This is a genomic window from Pseudomonas sp. 1L-E-NC-VB-C3, assembly GCF_057291535.1.
The window spans coordinates 644,576-663,264 of record NZ_JBXAWD010000001.1 but is presented as its reverse complement, the minus strand read 5'-3'; the positions used below and the strand labels follow the sequence as shown (position 1 = coordinate 663,264).

Sequence of the window (18,689 nt, the reverse complement as noted above, 5' to 3'; positions counted from 1 at the left end):
GTGTACGCTTTTGCTAAAAAAGACCGCAATTGTTTTCTAACTTATTGATTTTCATAGATATTTATAAATTTATGAATTGAACAAAATCCGTGCATAAGTTTTATTCGGATGTAAAAAAACCGGCCGTTATAGCCGGTTTTTTTGTGCCCCTTTTTCATTCAGCAAGCAGCGGCAACTCAATAAGGAAAGTGGTTCCCGCATCGACCACACTACGACACTCGATCGTACCGCCATGATGATCAATCACGGCTTTGACCATCGATAGACCCAAGCCCACGCCGTCGATGCCCTGGGCCGAAGAGAAACGCCGATACTGGCTGAACAGGTCAGGCAATTCATCGGCGGCAATGCCCTTGCCCTGATCGGTCAATTCGCAGCGCAGCCACTGTCCATCACAGCTGACCTTCAGTTGCACAGTGCTGTCTGCGGGGCTGTACTTGATCGCGTTTTCCAGCAGGTTGAACAGGGCGCGCGTCAGCAATCCCTGATCGGCCAGAATCAGCCGCTCCTGGCATTGCTCATCGACCTCGTTGAGCAGCTCGATGCGTTTCTGCTGAGCGATCGGCAGGGCCTGATCCAGCACGTCCAGTACCAGCATGGCGAACAATGTCGGGCGGAACTGGTAGGTCTCGGATTCAGCCCGCGCCAACAAGACAAAACCATCGGTCAGATCCAGCGCGCGGCGCACCTGGCGCTCAATCTGCTCGAACAGCGGCGCATCAGCACCCGCCTGATGACGATGCACATCCAGCAGGGCGAGGATCGCCGAATGGGGGGCTCGCAGGTCGTGGGAAAGAAAACGCAGCAGGACGCCGCGCTGCTCCTCAGCCGCACGCTCGGCACTCAAGTCCGTCAGGCTGAGCAGCCAACCGATCGGCGTATCGCCGTCGACCGGCAGCAGCGCCGCTCTTTCCAGGCGCAGACTGCGTTCCTTGTGATCGCGAAATTCCAGCAGCGGCAGGGTGGCCAGCGGCGGCCGCGGCGCTGTGGATAATTCCGGATAGCCGAGCCGTGCCAGTTGATCGAGTACGTCATCGCCCACCAGCGGAACCTCGAACAACTCTCGAGCTTTGCGATTACCCAGCAGGATCTTGCCCTGCGGATCACTGATCAGCGTCGCCACCGGCAGGTATTCCAGGCCATCGGCAATGAAGCGCCGGGTGTCGCGGGTGCGGCTCATGGCTTGTTCGAGCGCCATGATCTGGCCCTGCAAACGGTCGGCACCGGTGAAGCGGGTCCGCCGACGTTCAGGGAAGACTTTCGGTTCGCTGTCCAGACGTGCCAGCTCCCAGCCGAAATACGTCAGCACAACACTCAAGCGTCGCCAGTTCCAGATCAGGTAACCGAACAACATCCCCAGGGCTGCTGGCGTTGGCGACCACCAGTAGCGGACTTCGGCCAGCAGGGCGCTGGCGATCAGCGCACAGGCCATACCGGCCAAGGTTACCCAAAGCGCCCAACGCGGCCGCCACAGCAATAATCCCAGCACACCCGCGACCATCGCCACGGACAACAGAGCGCCGGGCGCTGGCGACGGATTGTGCAGATTGATCTGGGCGCGATAAGACAACAAGGCAGTCAGCGGCAACAGCACTAGACTTATCCACAACCACTCGCGCACCAGCCGCCGGAACAGACGCTGGACCTGGCTCGGCTCACGACTTTCACGTCGGCGTTGAGGGTTACGCATGAGGCAAAGGGCAGGGCAGTGGATAGGGTTTCATAGGTCTCGGGTCGGAGGCGTAGACCCGAAGAATCATAGCGGACGTCGACCACCGACGGGCTGCTTCTTTCATCGCGGCCGGGGAGTCGCTATTGTCGACATCCCAGCCCCAGCGACAAGGAACACCGCCGATGCGCGTTGCCATTCTGGACGACGAACCCGCCGAACTGCGCCGGGTCGAGCAAACCCTGGAGCAAATGGCCGAAGCGGGCGAGCAGCCGTGGTCACTGCACAGCTTCGAGCGCGGCGAAGACTTGTTGCGCCAGCTGCGCCGGGAAACCTTCGACCTGTTGATTCTCGATTGGCAACTTCCTGATCTCACGGGTCTGGCACTGCTGCGCTGGACCCGCGAACACATGGACGCGCCACCCGCTGCAATCATGCTCACCAGCCGCGATGGCGAGAGCGATATCGTTCAAGCCTTGAATGCCGGGGCTGACGATTATGTCAGCAAGCCGTTTCGCCCCAATGAGTTGAAGGCGAGGGTGGCAGCGGTATTGCGTCGGCATAGCCAACCGCGCAGCGCGGCGGGCGAAATACAGACGTTTCACGATCTGACTTTCGACGACGCCGAACTGACCGTCACCCGTGAAGGCAAACCGATCCTCATGACCGAACGCGAATACCGCTTGGCGCGCTGCCTGTTCAGCAACCTGGGGCGGCCATTGTCGCGGGATTACTTGTACGAGCGCTTCTGGCCGAACGAGGAGACAACTTCCTCGCGGCCACTGGATACGCATATCTACCGATTGCGCAACAAGCTCGGGCTGACAGCGGATCGGGGTTGGCAGTTGCTGACAATTTATGGGTATGGGTATCGGTTGGAGAGTGTCGGCACTGGGAATGAGTGAGGCAACAAAAAAACCCCGGCATTGGCCGGGGTTTTCCATGAGCGGGTAGCAAACAGGATCAGAAGTCCAGGTTGGAAACCGCCAGTGCGTTGCTCTCGATGAAATCTCGGCGAGGTTCGACCGCATCACCCATCAGGGTGTTGAAGATCTGGTCTGCACCGATGGCGTCTTCGATGGTGACTTTCAGCATGCGCCGCACGCTTGGGTCCATGGTGGTTTCCCACAGCTGATCCGGGTTCATTTCGCCCAGACCTTTGTAGCGCTGGATGGTGTGGCGCTTGGTGCTTTCGGCCATCAGCCAGTCGAGGGCTTCCTTGAACTCGGTAACGGCTTTCTTGCGCTCGCCACGCTGGATGTACGCGCCTTCATCGAGCAGGGTGCTCAGTTGCGCGCCCAGGGTGACCACGGTTTTGTAGTCGTTGCTGCCGAAGAAGTCGCGGTTGAAGGTGACGTAGTTCGACAGACCGTGGGAGATCAGTTCGACCTCTGGCAGCCAGACGCCACGTTCGCGATCCTCACGCAGGCTGGCCTTGTAGACCAGACCCGACTTCTCGTTGGTACGCAGACGGACTTCATACTGCGCCAGCCACTCTTGCATCGCCGCGTGGTCGCCCAGGGTTTCCAGACTGACGGCCGGCAGATAGATGAAGTGCTCGGTCAGCTCCTGAGGGTACAGACGCGACAGACGCTTGAGGGTCTTCATCACCATGCGGAAGTCGTTCACCAGACGTTCCAGCGCTTCGCCGGAAATGCCCGGGGCTTCTTCGTTCAGGTGCAGGCTTGCATCTTCCAGGGCCGACTGCGTCATGTACTCTTCCATGGCGTCGTCGTCTTTGATGTATTGCTCTTGCTTGCCTTTTTTGACTTTGTACAGCGGTGGCTGGGCGATGTAGATGTAGCCACGCTCGATCAGCTCGGGCAACTGACGGAAGAAGAAGGTCAGCAGCAGGGTACGGATGTGCGAACCGTCGACGTCAGCATCGGTCATGATGATGATGTTGTGATAGCGCAGCTTGTCGATGTTGTACTCTTCGCGACCGATGCCACAGCCCAGCGCGGTGATCAGCGTGCCCACTTCCTGGGACGAGATCATCTTGTCGAAACGGGCTTTCTCGACGTTGAGGATCTTGCCCTTCAACGGCAGGATCGCCTGGGTCTTGCGGTTACGTCCCTGCTTCGCAGAACCGCCCGCGGAGTCACCCTCCACCAGGTACAGTTCGGACAGCGCCGGGTCTTTTTCCTGGCAGTCGGCGAGCTTGCCCGGCAGACCGGCGATGTCCAGCGCGCCTTTGCGGCGGGTCATCTCACGGGCCTTGCGCGCGGCTTCACGGGCACGGGCGGCGTCGATCATCTTGCCGACTACCAGCTTGGCTTCGTTCGGGTTCTCCAGAAGGAAGTCGGAGAAGTATTTGCCCATCTCCTGTTCCACTGCAGTCTTCACTTCGGAAGACACCAGCTTGTCTTTAGTCTGCGAGCTGAACTTCGGATCCGGCACTTTCACCGAGATGATCGCGGTCAGGCCTTCACGAGCGTCGTCACCGGTGGTGGCGACTTTGTGCTTCTTCGCCAGACCTTCCTGCTCGATGTAGTTGTTCAGGTTACGCGTCAGTGCCGAGCGGAAGCCCACCAGGTGAGTGCCGCCGTCGCGCTGCGGAATGTTGTTGGTGAAGCACAACAGGTTCTCGTTGAAGCTGTCGTTCCACTGCAGGGCGATTTCCACGCCGATGCCGTCTTCACGCTGGATGTTGAAGTGGAACACCTGATTGACCGCAGTCTTGTTGGTGTTCAGGTATTCAACGAACGCACGCAGGCCGCCTTCGTACTTGAACAGCTCTTCCTTGCCGCTGCGCTCGTCCTTGAGGACGATGCCGACACCGGAGTTGAGGAAGGACAGTTCACGAATGCGCTTGGCGAGGATGTCCCAGCTGAAGTGAATGTTCTTGAAGGTTTCGCTGGAAGCCTTGAAGTGGATCTGGGTACCGGTGGTTTCGCTGTCGCCAACGATGGCCATCGGTGCCTGAGGAACGCCGTGGACGTAGGTCTGTTCCCAGATCTTGCCACTGCGGCGAACGGTAAGGACCAGTTCTTCGGACAGCGCGTTCACCACCGACACACCTACGCCATGCAGACCGCCGGATACTTTGTAGGAGTTGTCGTCGAACTTACCGCCAGCGTGGAGGACGGTCATGATGACCTCTGCGGCGGAAACGCCTTCCTCTTTATGCACGTCTACCGGGATGCCACGACCGTTGTCTTTAACGGTGATGGATTCGTCCGGGTGAATGATGATGCTGATGTCGTCGCAATGGCCGGCGAGGGCTTCGTCGATCGAGTTGTCGACCACCTCGAACACCATGTGGTGCAGACCGCTGCCATCGTCGGTGTCACCAATGTACATACCGGGACGTTTGCGTACGGCATCCAGGCCTTTCAGCACTTTAATGCTCGTTGAGTCGTACGTATTTTCTTCGCTCAATGCCTTCACTCCCGATGGTCGTGGGTCTGGGTGATACGGCCCTGTTCCACGTGGAACAAAGCGACTGGCGTTTCCGTCTGCCAGCCTTCCCTCAGTAATTCGTGATCTACACAGGTGATAAACACCTGGCAGCGTAAGTCTTCCAGCAAGCGGCACAGCGCGCGGCGGTGGCTCTCGTCCAGCTCGGACGGCAAATCATCCACCAGATAAATACACTGTCCGCGACGGGCCTGGCTGACCAGGTGCCCTTGGGCAATCCGCAGTGCACACACCACCAACTTCTGCTGACCCCGGGACAAAATGTCCGCGGCATTGTGTGCGCCCAATCTGAGACGCAAATCAGCTCGTTGCGGTCCGGCCTGAGTGTGCCCCATCTGCTGGTCCCGTTGTACGGAAGCGGCGAGTACGGCGCTCAATTCGCGGTCCTTGTCCCAGCCTCGGTAATAGCTGAGCGTCAAACCCTCGAGCTCAACCAGTTCGCTCAAGGTCTGTTCGAAGACCGGTTTCAAGGCTGTGATGTAAGCGCGGCGGTATTCATCGATTTCAGCGCTGGCCTGGCACAGTTCCCTGTCCCAAACCGCTTGCGAAACGGCGTCAAGTGTACCATGCCGCAGCCAGGAGTTTCTCTGGCGCAGCGCCTTCTGCAAACGCTGCCAAGTGGCCATGAAACGCGGTTCGACGTGGAACACGCCCCAGTCGAGAAACTGCCGGCGAATCTTCGGTGCGCCTTCCAGCAGACGGAAGCTGTCCGGGTTGATCAACTGCAGCGGCAGGATCTCCGCCAGCTGCGCAGCGCTACGGGCGTTCTGGCCGTCGATGCGAATCTGGAACTCGCCCTGACGGTCGCGGGAAATCCCCAGCGCACTGTGTCCGCCTTCAGCCAGTTCAACCTGACCGAATACGGTACAGGCGAGCTGTTCGTACTGAATGACAGGCAACAGCCGCGTACTGCGAAACGAACGGGCAAGCCCCAGCAGATGAATGGCTTCCAGAACACTGGTTTTGCCGCTGCCGTTGGCGCCGTAAAGAATGTTGATGCGGGGGGAGGGGGAGAAGGTCACCGGGTGCAGATTGCGCACCGCGGTGACCGAAACACGACTTAACGACATTCAGGATCAGCTGATTACAGACGCATCGGCATGACAACGTAAGCCGAATCGTCATTGTCGGACTCTTGCACCAGCGCACTGCTGTTGGAGTCGGACAGGATCAGGCGAACCTGCTCGGTGGTCATCACGCCCAGCACGTCGAGCAGGTAGCTGACGTTGAAGCCGATCTCCAGCGAGCCGCCGTTGTATTCAACGCCCACTTCTTCTTCCGCTTCTTCCTGCTCCGGGTTGTTGGCCTGGATCTTCAACTGACCGCTGGCCAGTTGCAGACGGATACCGCGGTACTTCTCGTTGGACAGAATCGCGGTACGGCTGAACGCTTCACGCAACGCCTGACGATCGCCGAGTACCAGCTTGTCACCACCTTTCGGCAGGACGCGCTCGTAATCCGGGAATTTACCGTCGACCAGTTTCGAGGTGAAAGTGAACTCGCCAGTGGTGGCGCGGATGTGGTGCTGGCCGAGGACGATGCTGACATTGCCATCCGGCTCGGTGAGCAGACGCGCCAGCTCGAGGATACCTTTGCGCGGCACGATCACCTGATGGCGATCCGGCTGACCGATATCGGCCTGCATCGAGCACATCGCCAGACGGTGTCCGTCGGTGGCCACGGCGCGGATCACACCAGCGGAAACTTCCAGCAGCATGCCGTTGAGGTAGTAACGCACGTCCTGCTGGGCCATGGCGAAGCTGGTGCGTTCGATCAGACGACGCAGTTTGCTTTGCTCCAGGCTGCAGGTCAGCGAGCCCGGGCCTTCTTCGACGGTCGGGAAATCGTTGGCCGGCAGGGTCGACAGGGTGAAGCGGCTACGGCCGGCCTTTACCACCAGCTTCTGCTCGTCGACCTTGATGTCGATCAGCGCATCGTTGGGCAGGCTTTTGCAGATATCCATCAGCTTGCGCGCCGGCACGGTGATGGAACCGGTTTCGGCCGGCTCTTCGAGTTGCACACGACCGACCAGCTCGACTTCCAGGTCGGTACCGGTCAGCGACAGTTGCTGGCCTTCGACGACCAACAGCACGTTGGACAGTACCGGCAAGGTCTGTCGGCGCTCGACGACGCCTGCGACCAGTTGCAGGGGTTTCAACAGGGCTTCGCGTTGAATGGTGAAATGCATGGTCTAGTCCCTTGCCTTAATAAGCTGCGCTGGTGTTCATCAAGTGGTCAGTGTACGCAGCAGGTTCTTGTAGTCCTCGCGGATGTCCGCGTCGGATTCCTTAAGTTCGTTGATCTTGCGGCAGGCGTGCAGCACGGTGGTGTGGTCGCGGCCGCCAAACACATCGCCGATTTCCGGCAGGCTGTGGTTGGTCAGTTCCTTGGACAACGCCATGGCCACCTGACGCGGACGAGCCACCGAGCGCGAACGGCGCTTGGACAGCAGGTCGGAAATCTTGATCTTGTAATACTCGGCGACGGTGCGCTGAATGTTATCCACAGAAACAAGTTTGTCCTGCAACGCCAGCAAGTCTTTCAGGGATTCGCGGATCAGCTCGATGGTGATGTCGCGGCCCATGAAGTGCGAGTGGGCGATTACGCGTTTCAGCGCACCTTCCAGCTCACGGACGTTGGAGCGAATGCGCTGGGCAATGAAGAATGCGGCATCGTGAGGCAACTCGACTTTGGCCTGATCGGCCTTCTTCATCAGGATCGCCACGCGGGTTTCCAGCTCAGGCGGCTCGACCGCAACGGTCAGGCCCCAGCCGAAGCGGGATTTGAGGCGTTCTTCAAGGCCTTCGATTTCTTTCGGGTAGCGGTCACTGGTGAGAATGACCTGCTGACCACCCTCAAGCAGCGCGTTGAAGGTGTGGAAAAACTCTTCCTGGGAACGCTCCTTGCGGGCGAAGAACTGAATATCGTCGATCAGCAAGGCATCCACCGAACGGTAGAAACGCTTGAATTCGTTGATGGCGTTCAGTTGCAACGCCTTGACCATGTCGGCCACGAAGCGCTCGGAATGCAGGTACACGACCTTGGCATTCGGATTCTTCTTTAATAGATGGTTGCCCACTGCGTGCATCAAGTGGGTTTTACCCAGGCCGACGCCACCATAAAGGAACAGCGGGTTATAGCCGTGCTTGGGATTGTCCGCCACCTGCCAGGCCGCCGCACGGGCGAGCTGGTTGGATTTACCTTCAACAAAATTCTCGAAGGTGAACGTGCGGTTCAGGTAACTGGTGTGCTTGAGCGCACCTTCTACCTGCACGGTGCGCTGCTCCGCGCGAACCGGGGCCTGCTGCGAAGCGGCGCCGGCCATCGGGTCGAAGCTGTCGCGGGAAGGTTCTTCGCTGACTTCAGCGGCCTTCTGTGTGGAACGTTTGGCCGGAGCAGGGGCTGGCGTCGGTGGCGGATTGCTCGGCGGCACATTATTGGCCTGCGCCTGAGCAACCTGCGCGGCCGCCAGCGGCGCATTGGGTGCGGCACGAGGTGCCGAGCTGCGCTTGCTGCCTATTAACAAGGACAGCGCCGGCGTCGAGCCATTGCCGTGCTCATCCAGCAATTCAAGGACGCGGCCCAGGTACTTTTCGTTGACCCAGTCCAGCACGAAACGATTCGGTGCGTAGACGCGCAACTCGTCGCCTTCGGCTTCGACCTGTAGTGGACGGATCCAGGTGTTGAATTGTTGGGCAGGCAGCTCTTCGCGCAAAAGCTCCACGCACTGCTGCCAAAGTTCCACTGACACGGATATCCCCTAAGTTGAAAGCCGGTGAGGCAAAAACAAGCGGCCATTGTAGCGGCGAGCGGTTCACTTATCCACATGCAGGTAGGTCCATCTCCATCATTTATCAATGCGTTAAAGCATTAAAAGGCGACCAACGGCACATGAATAAGCCCTGTGGATAAACACCTCTGAGGGCACTGGACAACTGGGGGCTAAACCCGGTGGATAACCAGCCTGTGGATAACAAGCCCTTTCACACACAGCTTTTCCGATAGCGCAGCACAGGCTGAACACGGTTTTCCACTGTAGTTGTCATTCTCTGTACACCACACAAAATAAGGCCTGATAGCAGTTATCCACAGAAGATGACGTGTCTAGCTTTTACAAGCTTTACAGAAAAGCTTTAAATAATTCCCTTCTTTATTTCTATATCTGGCTGACAGGCTTTCGAGCTCAAACCCTGCCCTGATCTATTTATAAGGAAACGCTGGTTGGAAATTGACCTGAAGGCTTGCTTTCTCTAGAATCCCCGGTCTCTTAAAACGGGGGCCATTCCGGCCCGTTGTGGACGAACCAGGTAACACGACATGAAACGTACTTTCCAACCAAGCACTATCAAACGCGCTCGTACCCACGGTTTCCGTGCTCGCATGGCTACCAAGAACGGCCGCGCAGTCCTGTCGCGTCGTCGCGCCAAAGGTCGTGCGCGTCTGGCAGTTTGATAATCCGGTACTGGAGGTGAGTCAGGACTTCAGTCGGGAAAAGCGTCTGCTTACCCCCCGGCATTTCAAGGCAGTCTTTGACTCCCCTACCGGCAAGGTTCCGGGGAAAAATCTCCTGCTCCTTGCACGCAACAACGATCTTGATCACCCCCGTCTCGGGCTGGTTATCGGGAAAAAGAGCGTGAAGCTCTCCGTTGAGCGCAATCGCCTCAAACGTCTGATGCGCGAATCGTTCCGTCTGCACCAGGATTCACTGGTCGGCTGGGACATCGTTATCGTCGCGCGCAAAGGTTTGGGTGATGTAGAAAACCCCGAATTGATTCAGCATTTCGGCAAACTCTGGAAGCGTCTGGCACGCAACAAGCCCGTTCCGGCAGTCAAAACCGAAACTGTAGGGGTAGACAGTACCGATGCGTAAACTGGCCCTCGTTCCGATCCAGTTTTATCGCTATGCCATTAGTCCTTTAATGGCCAGCCACTGTCGCTTCTACCCCAGTTGTTCCTGCTACGCGTATGAAGCCATTGAAAATCATGGCCTTCTGCGCGGTGGCTGGCTGACCTTTCGTCGTTTAGGTCGCTGTCATCCGTGGAATCCCGGTGGTTATGACCCGGTTCCACCTGTCCCTACCTCCCGTTCTTCTTCGATGGCCGAGTAATCATGGATATCAAACGCACGATCCTGATCGTCGCCCTGGCAATCGTGTCCTACGTCATGGTTCTTAAATGGAACCAGGATTATGGCCAGGCTGCCCTGCCGACTCAGAATGTTGCTTCCAGTACGACTACATCCGGTTTGCCGGACACCGCCACTGGCACAAATGCTGCCAGTGACGATATTCCGCGCGCCGCCAGCGATACCAGCGCACCTGCCGAAACGCCGGTCGCCGCCAGCAAGGATCTGATTCAGGTCAAGACCGATGTGCTCGATCTGGCGATCGATCCACAGGGTGGCGACGTTGCGCAACTGACTCTGCCTTTGTATCCACGTCGTCAGGATCGTCCTGACGTTCCGTTCCAGCTGTTCGATAACGGCGGCGAACGTGTATATCTGGCGCAAAGCGGTCTGATCGGTACCAACGGCCCGGATGCAAACCCGGCCGGTCGTCCGGTTTATTCCTCGGAGAAGAAGGTTTACCAACTGGCTGACGGTCAGGATCAACTCGTCGTTGACCTGAAATTCAGCAAGGACGGCGTCAACTACATCAAGCGTTTCACCATGAAACGTGGCCTGTACGACGTCGCTGTCTCCTACATTGTGGATAACCAGAGCGCTCAGCCCTGGAACGGCGCAATGTTTGCCCAGTTGAAGCGCGACGCCAGCGCTGATCCTTCGTCGACCACGGCTACTGGCACCGCGACTTACCTGGGCGCCGCCCTGTGGACAAGTTCCGAGCCGTACAAGAAAGTGTCGATGAAGGACATGGACAAGGCGCAGCTCAAGGAAACGGTCACCGGTGGTTGGGTAGCCTGGTTGCAGCACTACTTCGTGACCGCGTGGATTCCGGCCAAGGGCGAAAACAACATCGTCCAGACCCGTAAAGACAGCAAAGGCAACTACATCATTGGTTACACCGGTCCGACTCTGACCGCTGCTCCGGGTGCGAAAGTTGAAACCAGTGCTGTGCTGTACGCCGGTCCGAAGAGTCAGGCTGTACTGAAAGAGTTGTCCCCAGGTCTGGAACTGACCGTCGACTACGGCATTCTGTGGTTCATTGCCCAGCCGATCTTCTGGCTGCTGCAACATATCCACGCCATTGTCGGTAACTGGGGATGGTCGATCATCTTCCTGACCATGCTGATCAAAGGGATTTTCTTCCCGCTGTCGGCCGCCAGCTACAAATCGATGGCGCGCATGCGTGCCGTGGCTCCGAAACTGGCTGCGCTGAAAGAGCAACATGGCGATGACCGGCAGAAAATGTCGCAGGCCATGATGGAGCTGTACAAGAAAGAGAAGATCAATCCACTGGGCGGCTGCTTGCCGATCCTCGTGCAGATGCCGGTCTTCCTGTCGCTGTACTGGGTTCTGCTGGAAAGCGTGGAAATGCGCCAGGCGCCGTTCATGCTGTGGATCACTGACCTGTCGATCAAGGATCCGTTCTTCATTCTGCCGATCATCATGGGCGCAACCATGTTCATCCAGCAGCAGCTGAACCCGACGCCTCCGGATCCGATGCAGGCGAAGGTCATGAAAATGATGCCAATCATCTTCACCTTCTTCTTCCTGTGGTTCCCGGCGGGCCTGGTGCTGTACTGGGTTGTGAACAACTGCCTGTCGATTGCACAACAGTGGTACATCACGCGTAAGATCGAAGCGGCGACGAAAAAAGCCGAGGCGTAACTTGCACTGTGGATAACACCACTCAAAGCGCCCCCTAGTGGGGCGTTTTGCTATCTGCCACTTTTGTCTGGATGCCGCTTTATGAGCACACCCCGTGAAACCATCGCCGCTGTCGCCACCGCTCAAGGGCGCGGCGGTGTGGGCATCGTCCGTATTTCCGGGCCGTTGGCCAGCGTTGCGGCAATAGCCATCAGCGGCCGAGAACTGAAACCACGTTACGCCCATTACGGACCGTTTTTCAGTGACGACCAGCAGGTGCTGGACGAAGGTCTGGCTTTGTATTTCCCGGGGCCGAACTCGTTCACCGGCGAAGACGTCTTGGAATTGCAGGGCCATGGCGGCCCGATCGTTCTGGACATGTTGCTCAAGCGTTGTCTGGAACTGGGCTGCCGTCTGGCCCGTCCAGGTGAATTCAGCGAGCGCGCCTTCCTCAATGACAAACTCGATCTGGCCCAGGCCGAAGCAATAGCCGATTTGATCGAAGCCAGTTCTGCACAGGCTGCGCGCAATGCGCTGCGTTCATTGCAGGGTGCGTTTTCCCAGCGTGTGCATAACTTGACCGAGCAGCTGATCGGTTTGCGTATCTACGTCGAAGCCGCCATCGACTTCCCGGAAGAGGAAATCGACTTTCTCGCCGACGGTCATGTATTGGGCATGCTCGATAAGGTACGCGATGAGTTATCCACAGTGCTGCGCGAAGCGGGGCAGGGCGCATTGTTGCGTGATGGTATGACAGTCGTCATCGCTGGGCGGCCGAATGCCGGTAAATCCAGCCTGTTGAATGCATTGGCCGGTCGCGAAGCCGCCATCGTCACCGAAATTGCCGGTACTACGCGGGATATTTTGCGCGAACATATCCACATCGACGGGATGCCGTTGCATGTGGTCGATACTGCAGGGCTGCGTGACACCGATGATCATGTGGAAAAGATCGGTGTGGAACGGGCGTTGAAAGCCATCGGTGAAGCGGATCGGGTTTTGCTGGTGGTCGATGCGACCGCACCGGAGGCACTGGATCCTTTTGCCTTATGGCCAGAATTCCTCGAATCACGACCGGATCCGGCGAAAGTCACCCTGATCCGGAACAAAGCCGATCTGACCGGTGAAGCGATTGCTCTGGAAACCAGTGACGACGGCCACGTGACCATCAGTCTCAGCGCCAAGTCCGCTGAAGGCCTCGATCTGCTGCGTGATCATCTAAAGGCGTGCATGGGTTACGAGCAGACCTCGGAGAGCAGCTTCAGCGCACGTCGGCGGCATCTGGAGGCACTGCGCCACGCCAGCGCGGCATTGGAACATGGCCGCGCGCAACTGACCCTGGCGGGCGCTGGGGAGTTGCTCGCTGAGGATTTGCGCCAGGCTCAACATTCCCTGGGTGAAATTACCGGGGCGTTCAGCTCTGATGATTTGCTCGGAAGGATTTTCTCCAGCTTCTGCATCGGCAAATAACCCTCCTGCTATTCACAGACAGGTCCGTTCGCGACCTGTCTGCTTCCCTCTTTTCTAAAATCCTCCAAGAGTGCCGGGCAGATTTTTTCTCCCTGAGCGGTTTTCGGCTGCCCGGTACCTCTTCCTCCATCAAATTTCTGTGGATTAAGCCCTGTGAATAACTGCCACTGAGGGCAGTTGATAACAGGGCCTCAAAACTGGAGATAACCCACGCTGTGGATAACCACCCCTTTCATCCACAGGCTTACACCGGTTATCCAAGGGCCTCATTGCCACATGAGCACAGGGTTTTTAATCTCTGTACACATTGTAAAACATGGCCTGTAGAGATCTATCCACAGAAATGGTGCTCAGTAAGAATAAACATAAAAACAAAGGTTTTATAAATTTCTCTTTTTTTTATTCTTTTAACCTCGAGTTCTCCACAGCTGGTTAAATTTTGTGCAAAGGGTTCTTTAGAAAGGGCGAAGTCCCTATACTTGCCGACCAGGTCCAGAAACCTGGTTTCAATATTTCCTGAATGACCTACTTAAGCAGGCACGAGGTGCGTGGTGGATTTCCCTTCCCGTTTTGAAGTGATCGTCATCGGCGGCGGTCATGCCGGTACCGAGGCAGCACTGGCGTCAGCACGCATGGGGGCAAAAACCCTGTTGCTGACGCATAACGTGGAAACCCTCGGCGCCATGAGTTGCAACCCGGCCATCGGTGGCATCGGCAAAAGCCATCTGGTCAAGGAAATCGATGCCCTCGGCGGCGCGATGGCCATGGCTACCGACAAGGGCGGCATCCAGTTTCGTGTGTTGAACAGCCGCAAAGGCCCGGCAGTACGGGCCACCCGTGCGCAAGCCGACCGAATTCTCTATAAGGCCGCTGTCCGCGAAATCCTGGAAAACCAGCCAAACCTGTGGATATTTCAACAGGCTGCTGACGACCTGATCGTCGAGCAGGAGCAAGTCCGTGGTGTCGTCACACAGATGGGTCTGCGTTTCTTCGCCGATTCCGTGGTGTTGACCACCGGTACATTCCTCGGTGGACTTATCCACATTGGTTTGCAGAATTTCTCTGGCGGTCGCGCCGGTGATCCACCGTCGATTGCTCTGGCCCACCGTCTGCGTGAGTTGCCATTGCGTGTCGGGCGCCTGAAAACCGGTACACCGCCGCGTATTGATGGCAAATCTGTGGATTTCTCGGTGATGACTGAGCAGCCGGGTGACACTCCGATCCCGGTGATGTCGTTTATGGGCAGCAAGGAGCAGCATCCCCGTCAGGTCAGCTGCTGGATCACCCATACCAATGCGCGTACCCACGAAATCATCGCGGCGAACCTTGATCGTTCGCCGATGTATTCCGCTGCCGGTGAGATCGAAGGTGTCGGCCCGCGTTATTGCCCGTCGATCGAAGACAAGATTCATCGCTTTGCCGACAAGGAAAGCCATCAGGTGTTCATCGAACCGGAAGGTCTGACCACCCATGAGCTGTATCCGAACGGGATATCCACAAGCCTGCCGTTCGACGTGCAATTGCAGATCGTGCAGTCGATCCGCGGTATGGAAAACGCGCACATCGTGCGTCCGGGTTATGCGATCGAGTACGACTACTTCGATCCCCGCGACCTCAAGTACAGCCTGGAAACCAAAGTCATCGGCGGTCTGTTCTTCGCCGGGCAGATCAACGGCACCACCGGTTACGAAGAAGCCGGCGCTCAAGGTCTGCTCGCCGGCGCCAACGCTGCGCTGCGGGCCAAGGGCAAAGAAGCCTGGTGTCCGCGCCGCGATGAAGCGTACATCGGCGTTCTGGTCGACGACCTGATCACCCTCGGTACCCAAGAGCCGTACCGCATGTTCACCTCTCGCGCCGAGTACCGCCTGATTCTGCGCGAAGACAACGCCGACCTGCGTCTGACCGAAAAAGGGCGCGAGCTCGGTCTGGTCGATGACGCGCGCTGGGCGGCCTTCTGCAAGAAACGCGAAAGCATCGAGCTTGAAGAACAGCGTCTGAAAAGCACTTGGGTACGGCCAAATACTCCGCAGGGCGATGCTATTGCTGACAAGTTCGGCACGCCGCTGACTCACGAGTACAACCTGCTCAACCTGTTGAGCCGTCCGGAAATCGACTACGCCGGTCTGGTCGAAGTGACCGGGCAGGGCGCCGAAGATCCACAGGTCGCCGAGCAGGTTGAGATCAAGACCAAATACGCCGGTTACATCGACCGCCAACAGGACGAAATCGCCCGTCTGCGCGCCAGCGAAGACACGAAATTGCCTGTGGATATCGATTACACCAACATCTCCGGTCTGTCCAAGGAGATCCAGAGCAAGCTCGGCGCCACACGTCCCGAAACGCTGGGCCAGGCTTCGCGGATCCCGGGCGTAACCCCGGCGGCGATTTCGCTGTTGATGATTCATTTGAAAAAACGCGGCGCGGGCCGTCAGTTGGAGCAAAGCGCTTGAGTGCCAAGGTCACTTCGCAACACGCCGAAGAGTTATCCACAGGAGCCCGCGAGCTCGGTGTCAATCTCACAGAAACCCAGCACAAATTGCTGCTGGGTTACCTGGCCCTGTTGATCAAATGGAACCAGGCCTACAACCTGACCGCCGTGCGCGATCCGGACGAAATGGTTTCGCGGCACTTGCTCGATAGTCTCAGCGTGATGTCGTTTATCGAAAACGGTCGCTGGCTCGATGTCGGCAGTGGTGGTGGCATGCCTGGTATTCCGCTGGCGATCCTGTATCCGGACTCGCAGGTGACCTGTCTGGACAGCAATGGCAAGAAAACCCGCTTTCTGACTCAGGTCAAACTCGAACTGAAGCTGGATAACCTGCAAGTTATCCACAGTCGCGTCGAAGCGTTCCAGCCTGCGCAGCCATTCAACGGGATCATTTCCCGGGCCTTCAGCAGCATGGAAAACTTCACCAACTGGACTCGCCACTTGGGCGATGCCGATACACGCTGGCTGGCAATGAAGGGCGTTCATCCGGCCGATGAGCTGGTAGCATTGCCGGCAGATTTCAAACTCGATAGCGAACACGCCCTGGCCGTCCCCGGTTGCCAAGGCCAACGCCATCTGCTGATACTGCGCCGCACGGCATGATTGGGAACACAAGCAAGAATGGCTAAGGTATTCGCGATAGCGAACCAGAAGGGTGGTGTGGGCAAAACCACCACCTGCATCAACCTCGCAGCATCCCTGGTCGCGACCAAGCGACGGGTGCTGTTGATCGATCTCGATCCACAGGGCAACGCCACCATGGGTAGCGGTGTGGATAAACATGGTCTGGAAAACTCGGTCTACGATCTGCTGATCGGTGAATGCGACCTGGGTCAGGCCATGCACTTCTCCGAGCACGGCGGTTATCAATTGCTGCCGGCCAACCGCGATCTGACCGCGGCCGAAGTGGTGCTGCTGGAAATGCAGATGAAGGAAAGCCGTCTGCGCAGCGCGCTGGCGCCGATCCGTGACAACTACGATTACATTTTGATCGACTGCCCACCGTCGCTGTCGATGCTCACGCTCAACGCACTGGTCGCCGCTGACGGGGTGATTATCCCCATGCAGTGCGAATACTTTGCGCTGGAAGGTTTGAGCGACCTTGTGGATAACATCAAGCGCATCGCCGAGCTGCTCAACCCGAACCTGAAAGTCGAAGGCCTGCTGCGGACCATGTACGACCCGCGCTTGAGCCTGATGAACGATGTTTCGGCGCAGCTCAAGGAGCACTTCGGCGATCAGCTGTATGACACGGTGATCCCGCGCAACATTCGCTTGGCCGAAGCACCGAGCTACGGCATGCCGGCGCTGGCTTACGACAAGCAATCGCGTGGTGCCCTGGCCTATCTGGCTCTGGCAGGCGAGATGGTTCGTCGTCAGCGCAAAAATTCACGCATTGCTGCTGCTCAGCCAACTTAAGGAATCCCCATGGCCGTCAAGAAACGAGGTCTCGGACGTGGACTGGATGCACTGCTGAGTGGTCCGACGGTCAGCGCGCTGGAAGAACAAGCCGCGCAGGCCGACACCCGCGAACTGCAACACCTGCCGCTGGACCTGCTGCAGCGTGGCAAATATCAGCCGCGCCGTGACATGGACCCGCAGGCCCTGGAAGAGCTGGCGCAGTCGATCAAGGCCCAAGGCGTGATGCAGCCGATCGTGGTACGCCCGATTGGTGGCGGCCGGTTTGAGATCATTGCCGGTGAACGCCGCTGGCGCGCCAGTCAGCAGGCCGGGCAGGAAACCATCCCGGCGATGGTTCGCGATGTGCCGGATGAAACCGCCATTGCGATTGCGCTGATCGAGAACATCCAGCGTGAAGACCTCAACCCGATCGAAGAAGCCGTCGCCTTGCAGCGCTTGCAGCAGGAATTCCAGCTGACTCAGCAGCAGGTCGCCGAGGCTGTGGGTAAGTCGCGGGTGACTGTGGCTAACCTGTTGCGACTTATTGCACTGCCTGAAGTGATCAAGACAATGCTGTCGCACGGTGACCTGGAAATGGGTCACGCGCGTGCCTTGCTCGGTCTGCCGGACAATCAGCAGGTCGAAGGGGCGCGACATGTTGTCGCACGAGGACTGACTGTGCGCCAAACCGAGGCACTGGTTCGCCAGTGGTTGAGTGGCAAACCGGAGCCTGTGGAAGCTGCAAAACCTGACCCGGACATCGCTCGCCTCGAGCAGCGTTTGGCCGAGCGCCTAGGCTCTGCGGTGCAGATTCGCCATGGCAAGAAGGGCAAAGGCCAATTGGTGATTGGTTATAACTCGCTCGACGAGCTTCAAGGTGTGCTCGCACACATCCGCTGAAACATTTCCTCATGTAGCGCGCAGTCGGAAATCACTACCTGACAGTTGAATAGGGGCAGAACCGCCCCTATACTCTGCGCGCATTTTGTCGGCACAAATTATGCCAAGTTATTGAATTTCGGCAGCCGACCATTGGAGAGCAACTGTGATGGAAACCCGCACGCCAAACCGCTTGCCTTTCCATCGCCTGGCGGTTTTTCCGGTGTTGATGGCTCAATTTGTCATTCTGCTCATTGCCGCTTTGGCGCTCTGGCAATGGCATGGAGTCGTTGCCGGATACTCGGGACTTTGCGGAGGCCTGATAGCCTTGCTGCCCAATGTTTATTTCGCTCACAGGGCATTTCGGTTTTCCGGCGCCCGAGCAGCCCAGTCCATCGTCCGGTCTTTTTATGCCGGCGAGGCAGGCAAACTTATTTTGACGGCAGTGCTGTTTGCACTGGTGTTCGCAGGTGTGAAGCCACTGGCGCCGATCGCAGTATTCGGCGTGTTCGTGCTGACGCAGTCGGTCAGCTGGTTCGCTCCCCTGCTGATGAGAACAAGACTTTCGAGACCTTAGGGCGTTTGAGGCAACC

General features: G+C 57.8%; 16 protein-coding genes. 11 read left to right on the top strand and 5 right to left on the bottom strand.

What is annotated here, in order from left to right; all coding sequences use genetic code 11:
* Nucleotides 1–154: 154 nt before the first annotated feature.
* Complete coding sequence (locus AC0Z5Z_RS02985) at nucleotides 155–1,690, bottom strand: sensor histidine kinase (RefSeq protein ID WP_485610678.1); 1,536 nt, start codon at nucleotides 1,688–1,690, stop codon at nucleotides 155–157.
* 164 nt (nucleotides 1,691–1,854) lie between these two features.
* On the opposite strand from AC0Z5Z_RS02985, the gene AC0Z5Z_RS02980 reads away from it, so the two are divergent.
* Nucleotides 1,855–2,574, top strand: coding sequence for a response regulator transcription factor (locus AC0Z5Z_RS02980; protein WP_073470814.1), 720 nt, complete (start codon nucleotides 1,855–1,857; stop codon nucleotides 2,572–2,574).
* Nucleotides 2,575–2,632: 58 nt separating this feature from the next.
* Here AC0Z5Z_RS02980 and gyrB read toward each other — a convergent pair whose 3' ends face one another.
* Genes gyrB through dnaA form a run of 4 tightly spaced genes read right to left on the bottom strand, consistent with a single transcriptional unit; the run spans nucleotide 2,633 to nucleotide 8,840 of the window.
* The gene (gyrB, locus tag AC0Z5Z_RS02975; protein ID WP_024014948.1) at nucleotides 2,633–5,050 is read right to left on the bottom strand and encodes a DNA topoisomerase (ATP-hydrolyzing) subunit B; all 2,418 of its coding nucleotides are present in this window, start codon (nucleotides 5,048–5,050) and stop codon (nucleotides 2,633–2,635) included.
* A gap of 5 nt (nucleotides 5,051–5,055) precedes the next feature.
* Nucleotides 5,056–6,159, bottom strand: a complete 1,104-nt coding sequence (recF, locus tag AC0Z5Z_RS02970; protein ID WP_056791117.1) for a DNA replication/repair protein RecF — start codon at nucleotides 6,157–6,159, stop codon at nucleotides 5,056–5,058.
* A gap of 14 nt (nucleotides 6,160–6,173) precedes the next feature.
* Entirely contained in the window at nucleotides 6,174–7,277 is a 1,104-nt protein-coding gene (gene dnaN / locus AC0Z5Z_RS02965) for a DNA polymerase III subunit beta (protein WP_016772390.1), read from the bottom strand.
* A 39-nt stretch (nucleotides 7,278–7,316) separates the two neighbouring features.
* Nucleotides 7,317–8,840 carry a chromosomal replication initiator protein DnaA gene (gene dnaA / locus AC0Z5Z_RS02960; protein ID WP_485610677.1) on the bottom strand — a complete coding sequence of 508 codons (1,524 nt, stop codon included), beginning with the start codon at nucleotides 8,838–8,840 and terminating at the stop codon, nucleotides 7,317–7,319.
* Between the two features lie 566 nt (nucleotides 8,841–9,406).
* On the opposite strand from dnaA, the gene rpmH reads away from it, so the two are divergent.
* The 10 genes from rpmH (at nucleotide 9,407) to AC0Z5Z_RS02910 (ending at nucleotide 18,673) form a co-directional block, all read left to right on the top strand.
* The gene (gene rpmH / locus AC0Z5Z_RS02955) at nucleotides 9,407–9,541 is read left to right on the top strand and encodes a 50S ribosomal protein L34 (protein WP_003213577.1); all 135 of its coding nucleotides are present in this window, start codon (nucleotides 9,407–9,409) and stop codon (nucleotides 9,539–9,541) included.
* 16 nt (nucleotides 9,542–9,557) lie between these two features.
* Nucleotides 9,558–9,959, top strand: coding sequence for a ribonuclease P protein component (gene rnpA, locus AC0Z5Z_RS02950; protein WP_024014946.1), 402 nt, complete (start codon nucleotides 9,558–9,560; stop codon nucleotides 9,957–9,959).
* Nucleotides 9,952–10,197, top strand: a complete 246-nt coding sequence (gene yidD, locus AC0Z5Z_RS02945) for a membrane protein insertion efficiency factor YidD (RefSeq protein WP_027901580.1) — start codon at nucleotides 9,952–9,954, stop codon at nucleotides 10,195–10,197. The genes rnpA and yidD overlap by 8 nt, the downstream gene beginning before the upstream one ends.
* A 2-nt stretch (nucleotides 10,198–10,199) precedes the next feature.
* The gene (gene yidC, locus AC0Z5Z_RS02940; protein ID WP_041476523.1) at nucleotides 10,200–11,879 is read left to right on the top strand and encodes a membrane protein insertase YidC; all 1,680 of its coding nucleotides are present in this window, start codon (nucleotides 10,200–10,202) and stop codon (nucleotides 11,877–11,879) included.
* An 81-nt stretch (nucleotides 11,880–11,960) separates the two neighbouring features.
* Complete coding sequence (mnmE, locus tag AC0Z5Z_RS02935; RefSeq protein WP_041476524.1) at nucleotides 11,961–13,328, top strand: tRNA uridine-5-carboxymethylaminomethyl(34) synthesis GTPase MnmE; 1,368 nt, start codon at nucleotides 11,961–11,963, stop codon at nucleotides 13,326–13,328.
* Between the two features lie 551 nt (nucleotides 13,329–13,879).
* Nucleotides 13,880–15,778 carry a tRNA uridine-5-carboxymethylaminomethyl(34) synthesis enzyme MnmG gene (mnmG, locus tag AC0Z5Z_RS02930; RefSeq protein ID WP_252877167.1) on the top strand — a complete coding sequence of 633 codons (1,899 nt, stop codon included), beginning with the start codon at nucleotides 13,880–13,882 and terminating at the stop codon, nucleotides 15,776–15,778.
* A complete protein-coding gene (rsmG, locus tag AC0Z5Z_RS02925) occupies nucleotides 15,775–16,419 on the top strand; it encodes a 16S rRNA (guanine(527)-N(7))-methyltransferase RsmG (protein WP_095182341.1) in 645 nt (214 codons plus the stop codon). The genes mnmG and rsmG overlap by 4 nt, the downstream gene beginning before the upstream one ends.
* 18 nt (nucleotides 16,420–16,437) lie before the next feature.
* Nucleotides 16,438–17,235, top strand: coding sequence for a ParA family protein (locus tag AC0Z5Z_RS02920; protein WP_016772400.1), 798 nt, complete (start codon nucleotides 16,438–16,440; stop codon nucleotides 17,233–17,235).
* 9 nt (nucleotides 17,236–17,244) lie between these two features.
* Nucleotides 17,245–18,117 (top strand): ParB/RepB/Spo0J family partition protein, encoded by an 873-nt coding sequence (locus AC0Z5Z_RS02915; RefSeq protein ID WP_007960777.1) that lies wholly within the window; start codon nucleotides 17,245–17,247, stop codon nucleotides 18,115–18,117.
* 148 nt (nucleotides 18,118–18,265) lie between these two features.
* Entirely contained in the window at nucleotides 18,266–18,673 is a 408-nt protein-coding gene (locus tag AC0Z5Z_RS02910; RefSeq protein WP_016772401.1) for a F0F1 ATP synthase subunit I, read from the top strand.
* Nucleotides 18,674–18,689: the final 16 nt, after the last annotated feature.

What these genes read in the sequence shown, in the direction of transcription:
- AC0Z5Z_RS02985 (WP_485610678.1), bottom strand. Translation starts at nt 1,690, where the DNA reads ATGCGTAACCCTCAACGCCGACGTGAAAGTCGTGAGCCGAGCCAGGTC.
- AC0Z5Z_RS02980 (WP_073470814.1), top strand. Translation starts at nt 1,855, where the DNA reads ATGCGCGTTGCCATTCTGGACGACGAACCCGCCGAACTGCGCCGGGTC.
- recF (WP_056791117.1), bottom strand. Translation starts at nt 6,159, where the DNA reads ATGTCGTTAAGTCGTGTTTCGGTCACCGCGGTGCGCAATCTGCACCCG.
- dnaN (WP_016772390.1), bottom strand. Translation starts at nt 7,277, where the DNA reads ATGCATTTCACCATTCAACGCGAAGCCCTGTTGAAACCCCTGCAACTG.
- rpmH (WP_003213577.1), top strand. Translation starts at nt 9,407, where the DNA reads ATGAAACGTACTTTCCAACCAAGCACTATCAAACGCGCTCGTACCCAC.
- yidD (WP_027901580.1), top strand. Translation starts at nt 9,952, where the DNA reads ATGCGTAAACTGGCCCTCGTTCCGATCCAGTTTTATCGCTATGCCATT.
- yidC (WP_041476523.1), top strand. Translation starts at nt 10,200, where the DNA reads ATGGATATCAAACGCACGATCCTGATCGTCGCCCTGGCAATCGTGTCC.
- mnmE (WP_041476524.1), top strand. Translation starts at nt 11,961, where the DNA reads ATGAGCACACCCCGTGAAACCATCGCCGCTGTCGCCACCGCTCAAGGG.
- AC0Z5Z_RS02920 (WP_016772400.1), top strand. Translation starts at nt 16,438, where the DNA reads ATGGCTAAGGTATTCGCGATAGCGAACCAGAAGGGTGGTGTGGGCAAA.
- AC0Z5Z_RS02915 (WP_007960777.1), top strand. Translation starts at nt 17,245, where the DNA reads ATGGCCGTCAAGAAACGAGGTCTCGGACGTGGACTGGATGCACTGCTG.
- AC0Z5Z_RS02910 (WP_016772401.1), top strand. Translation starts at nt 18,266, where the DNA reads ATGGAAACCCGCACGCCAAACCGCTTGCCTTTCCATCGCCTGGCGGTT.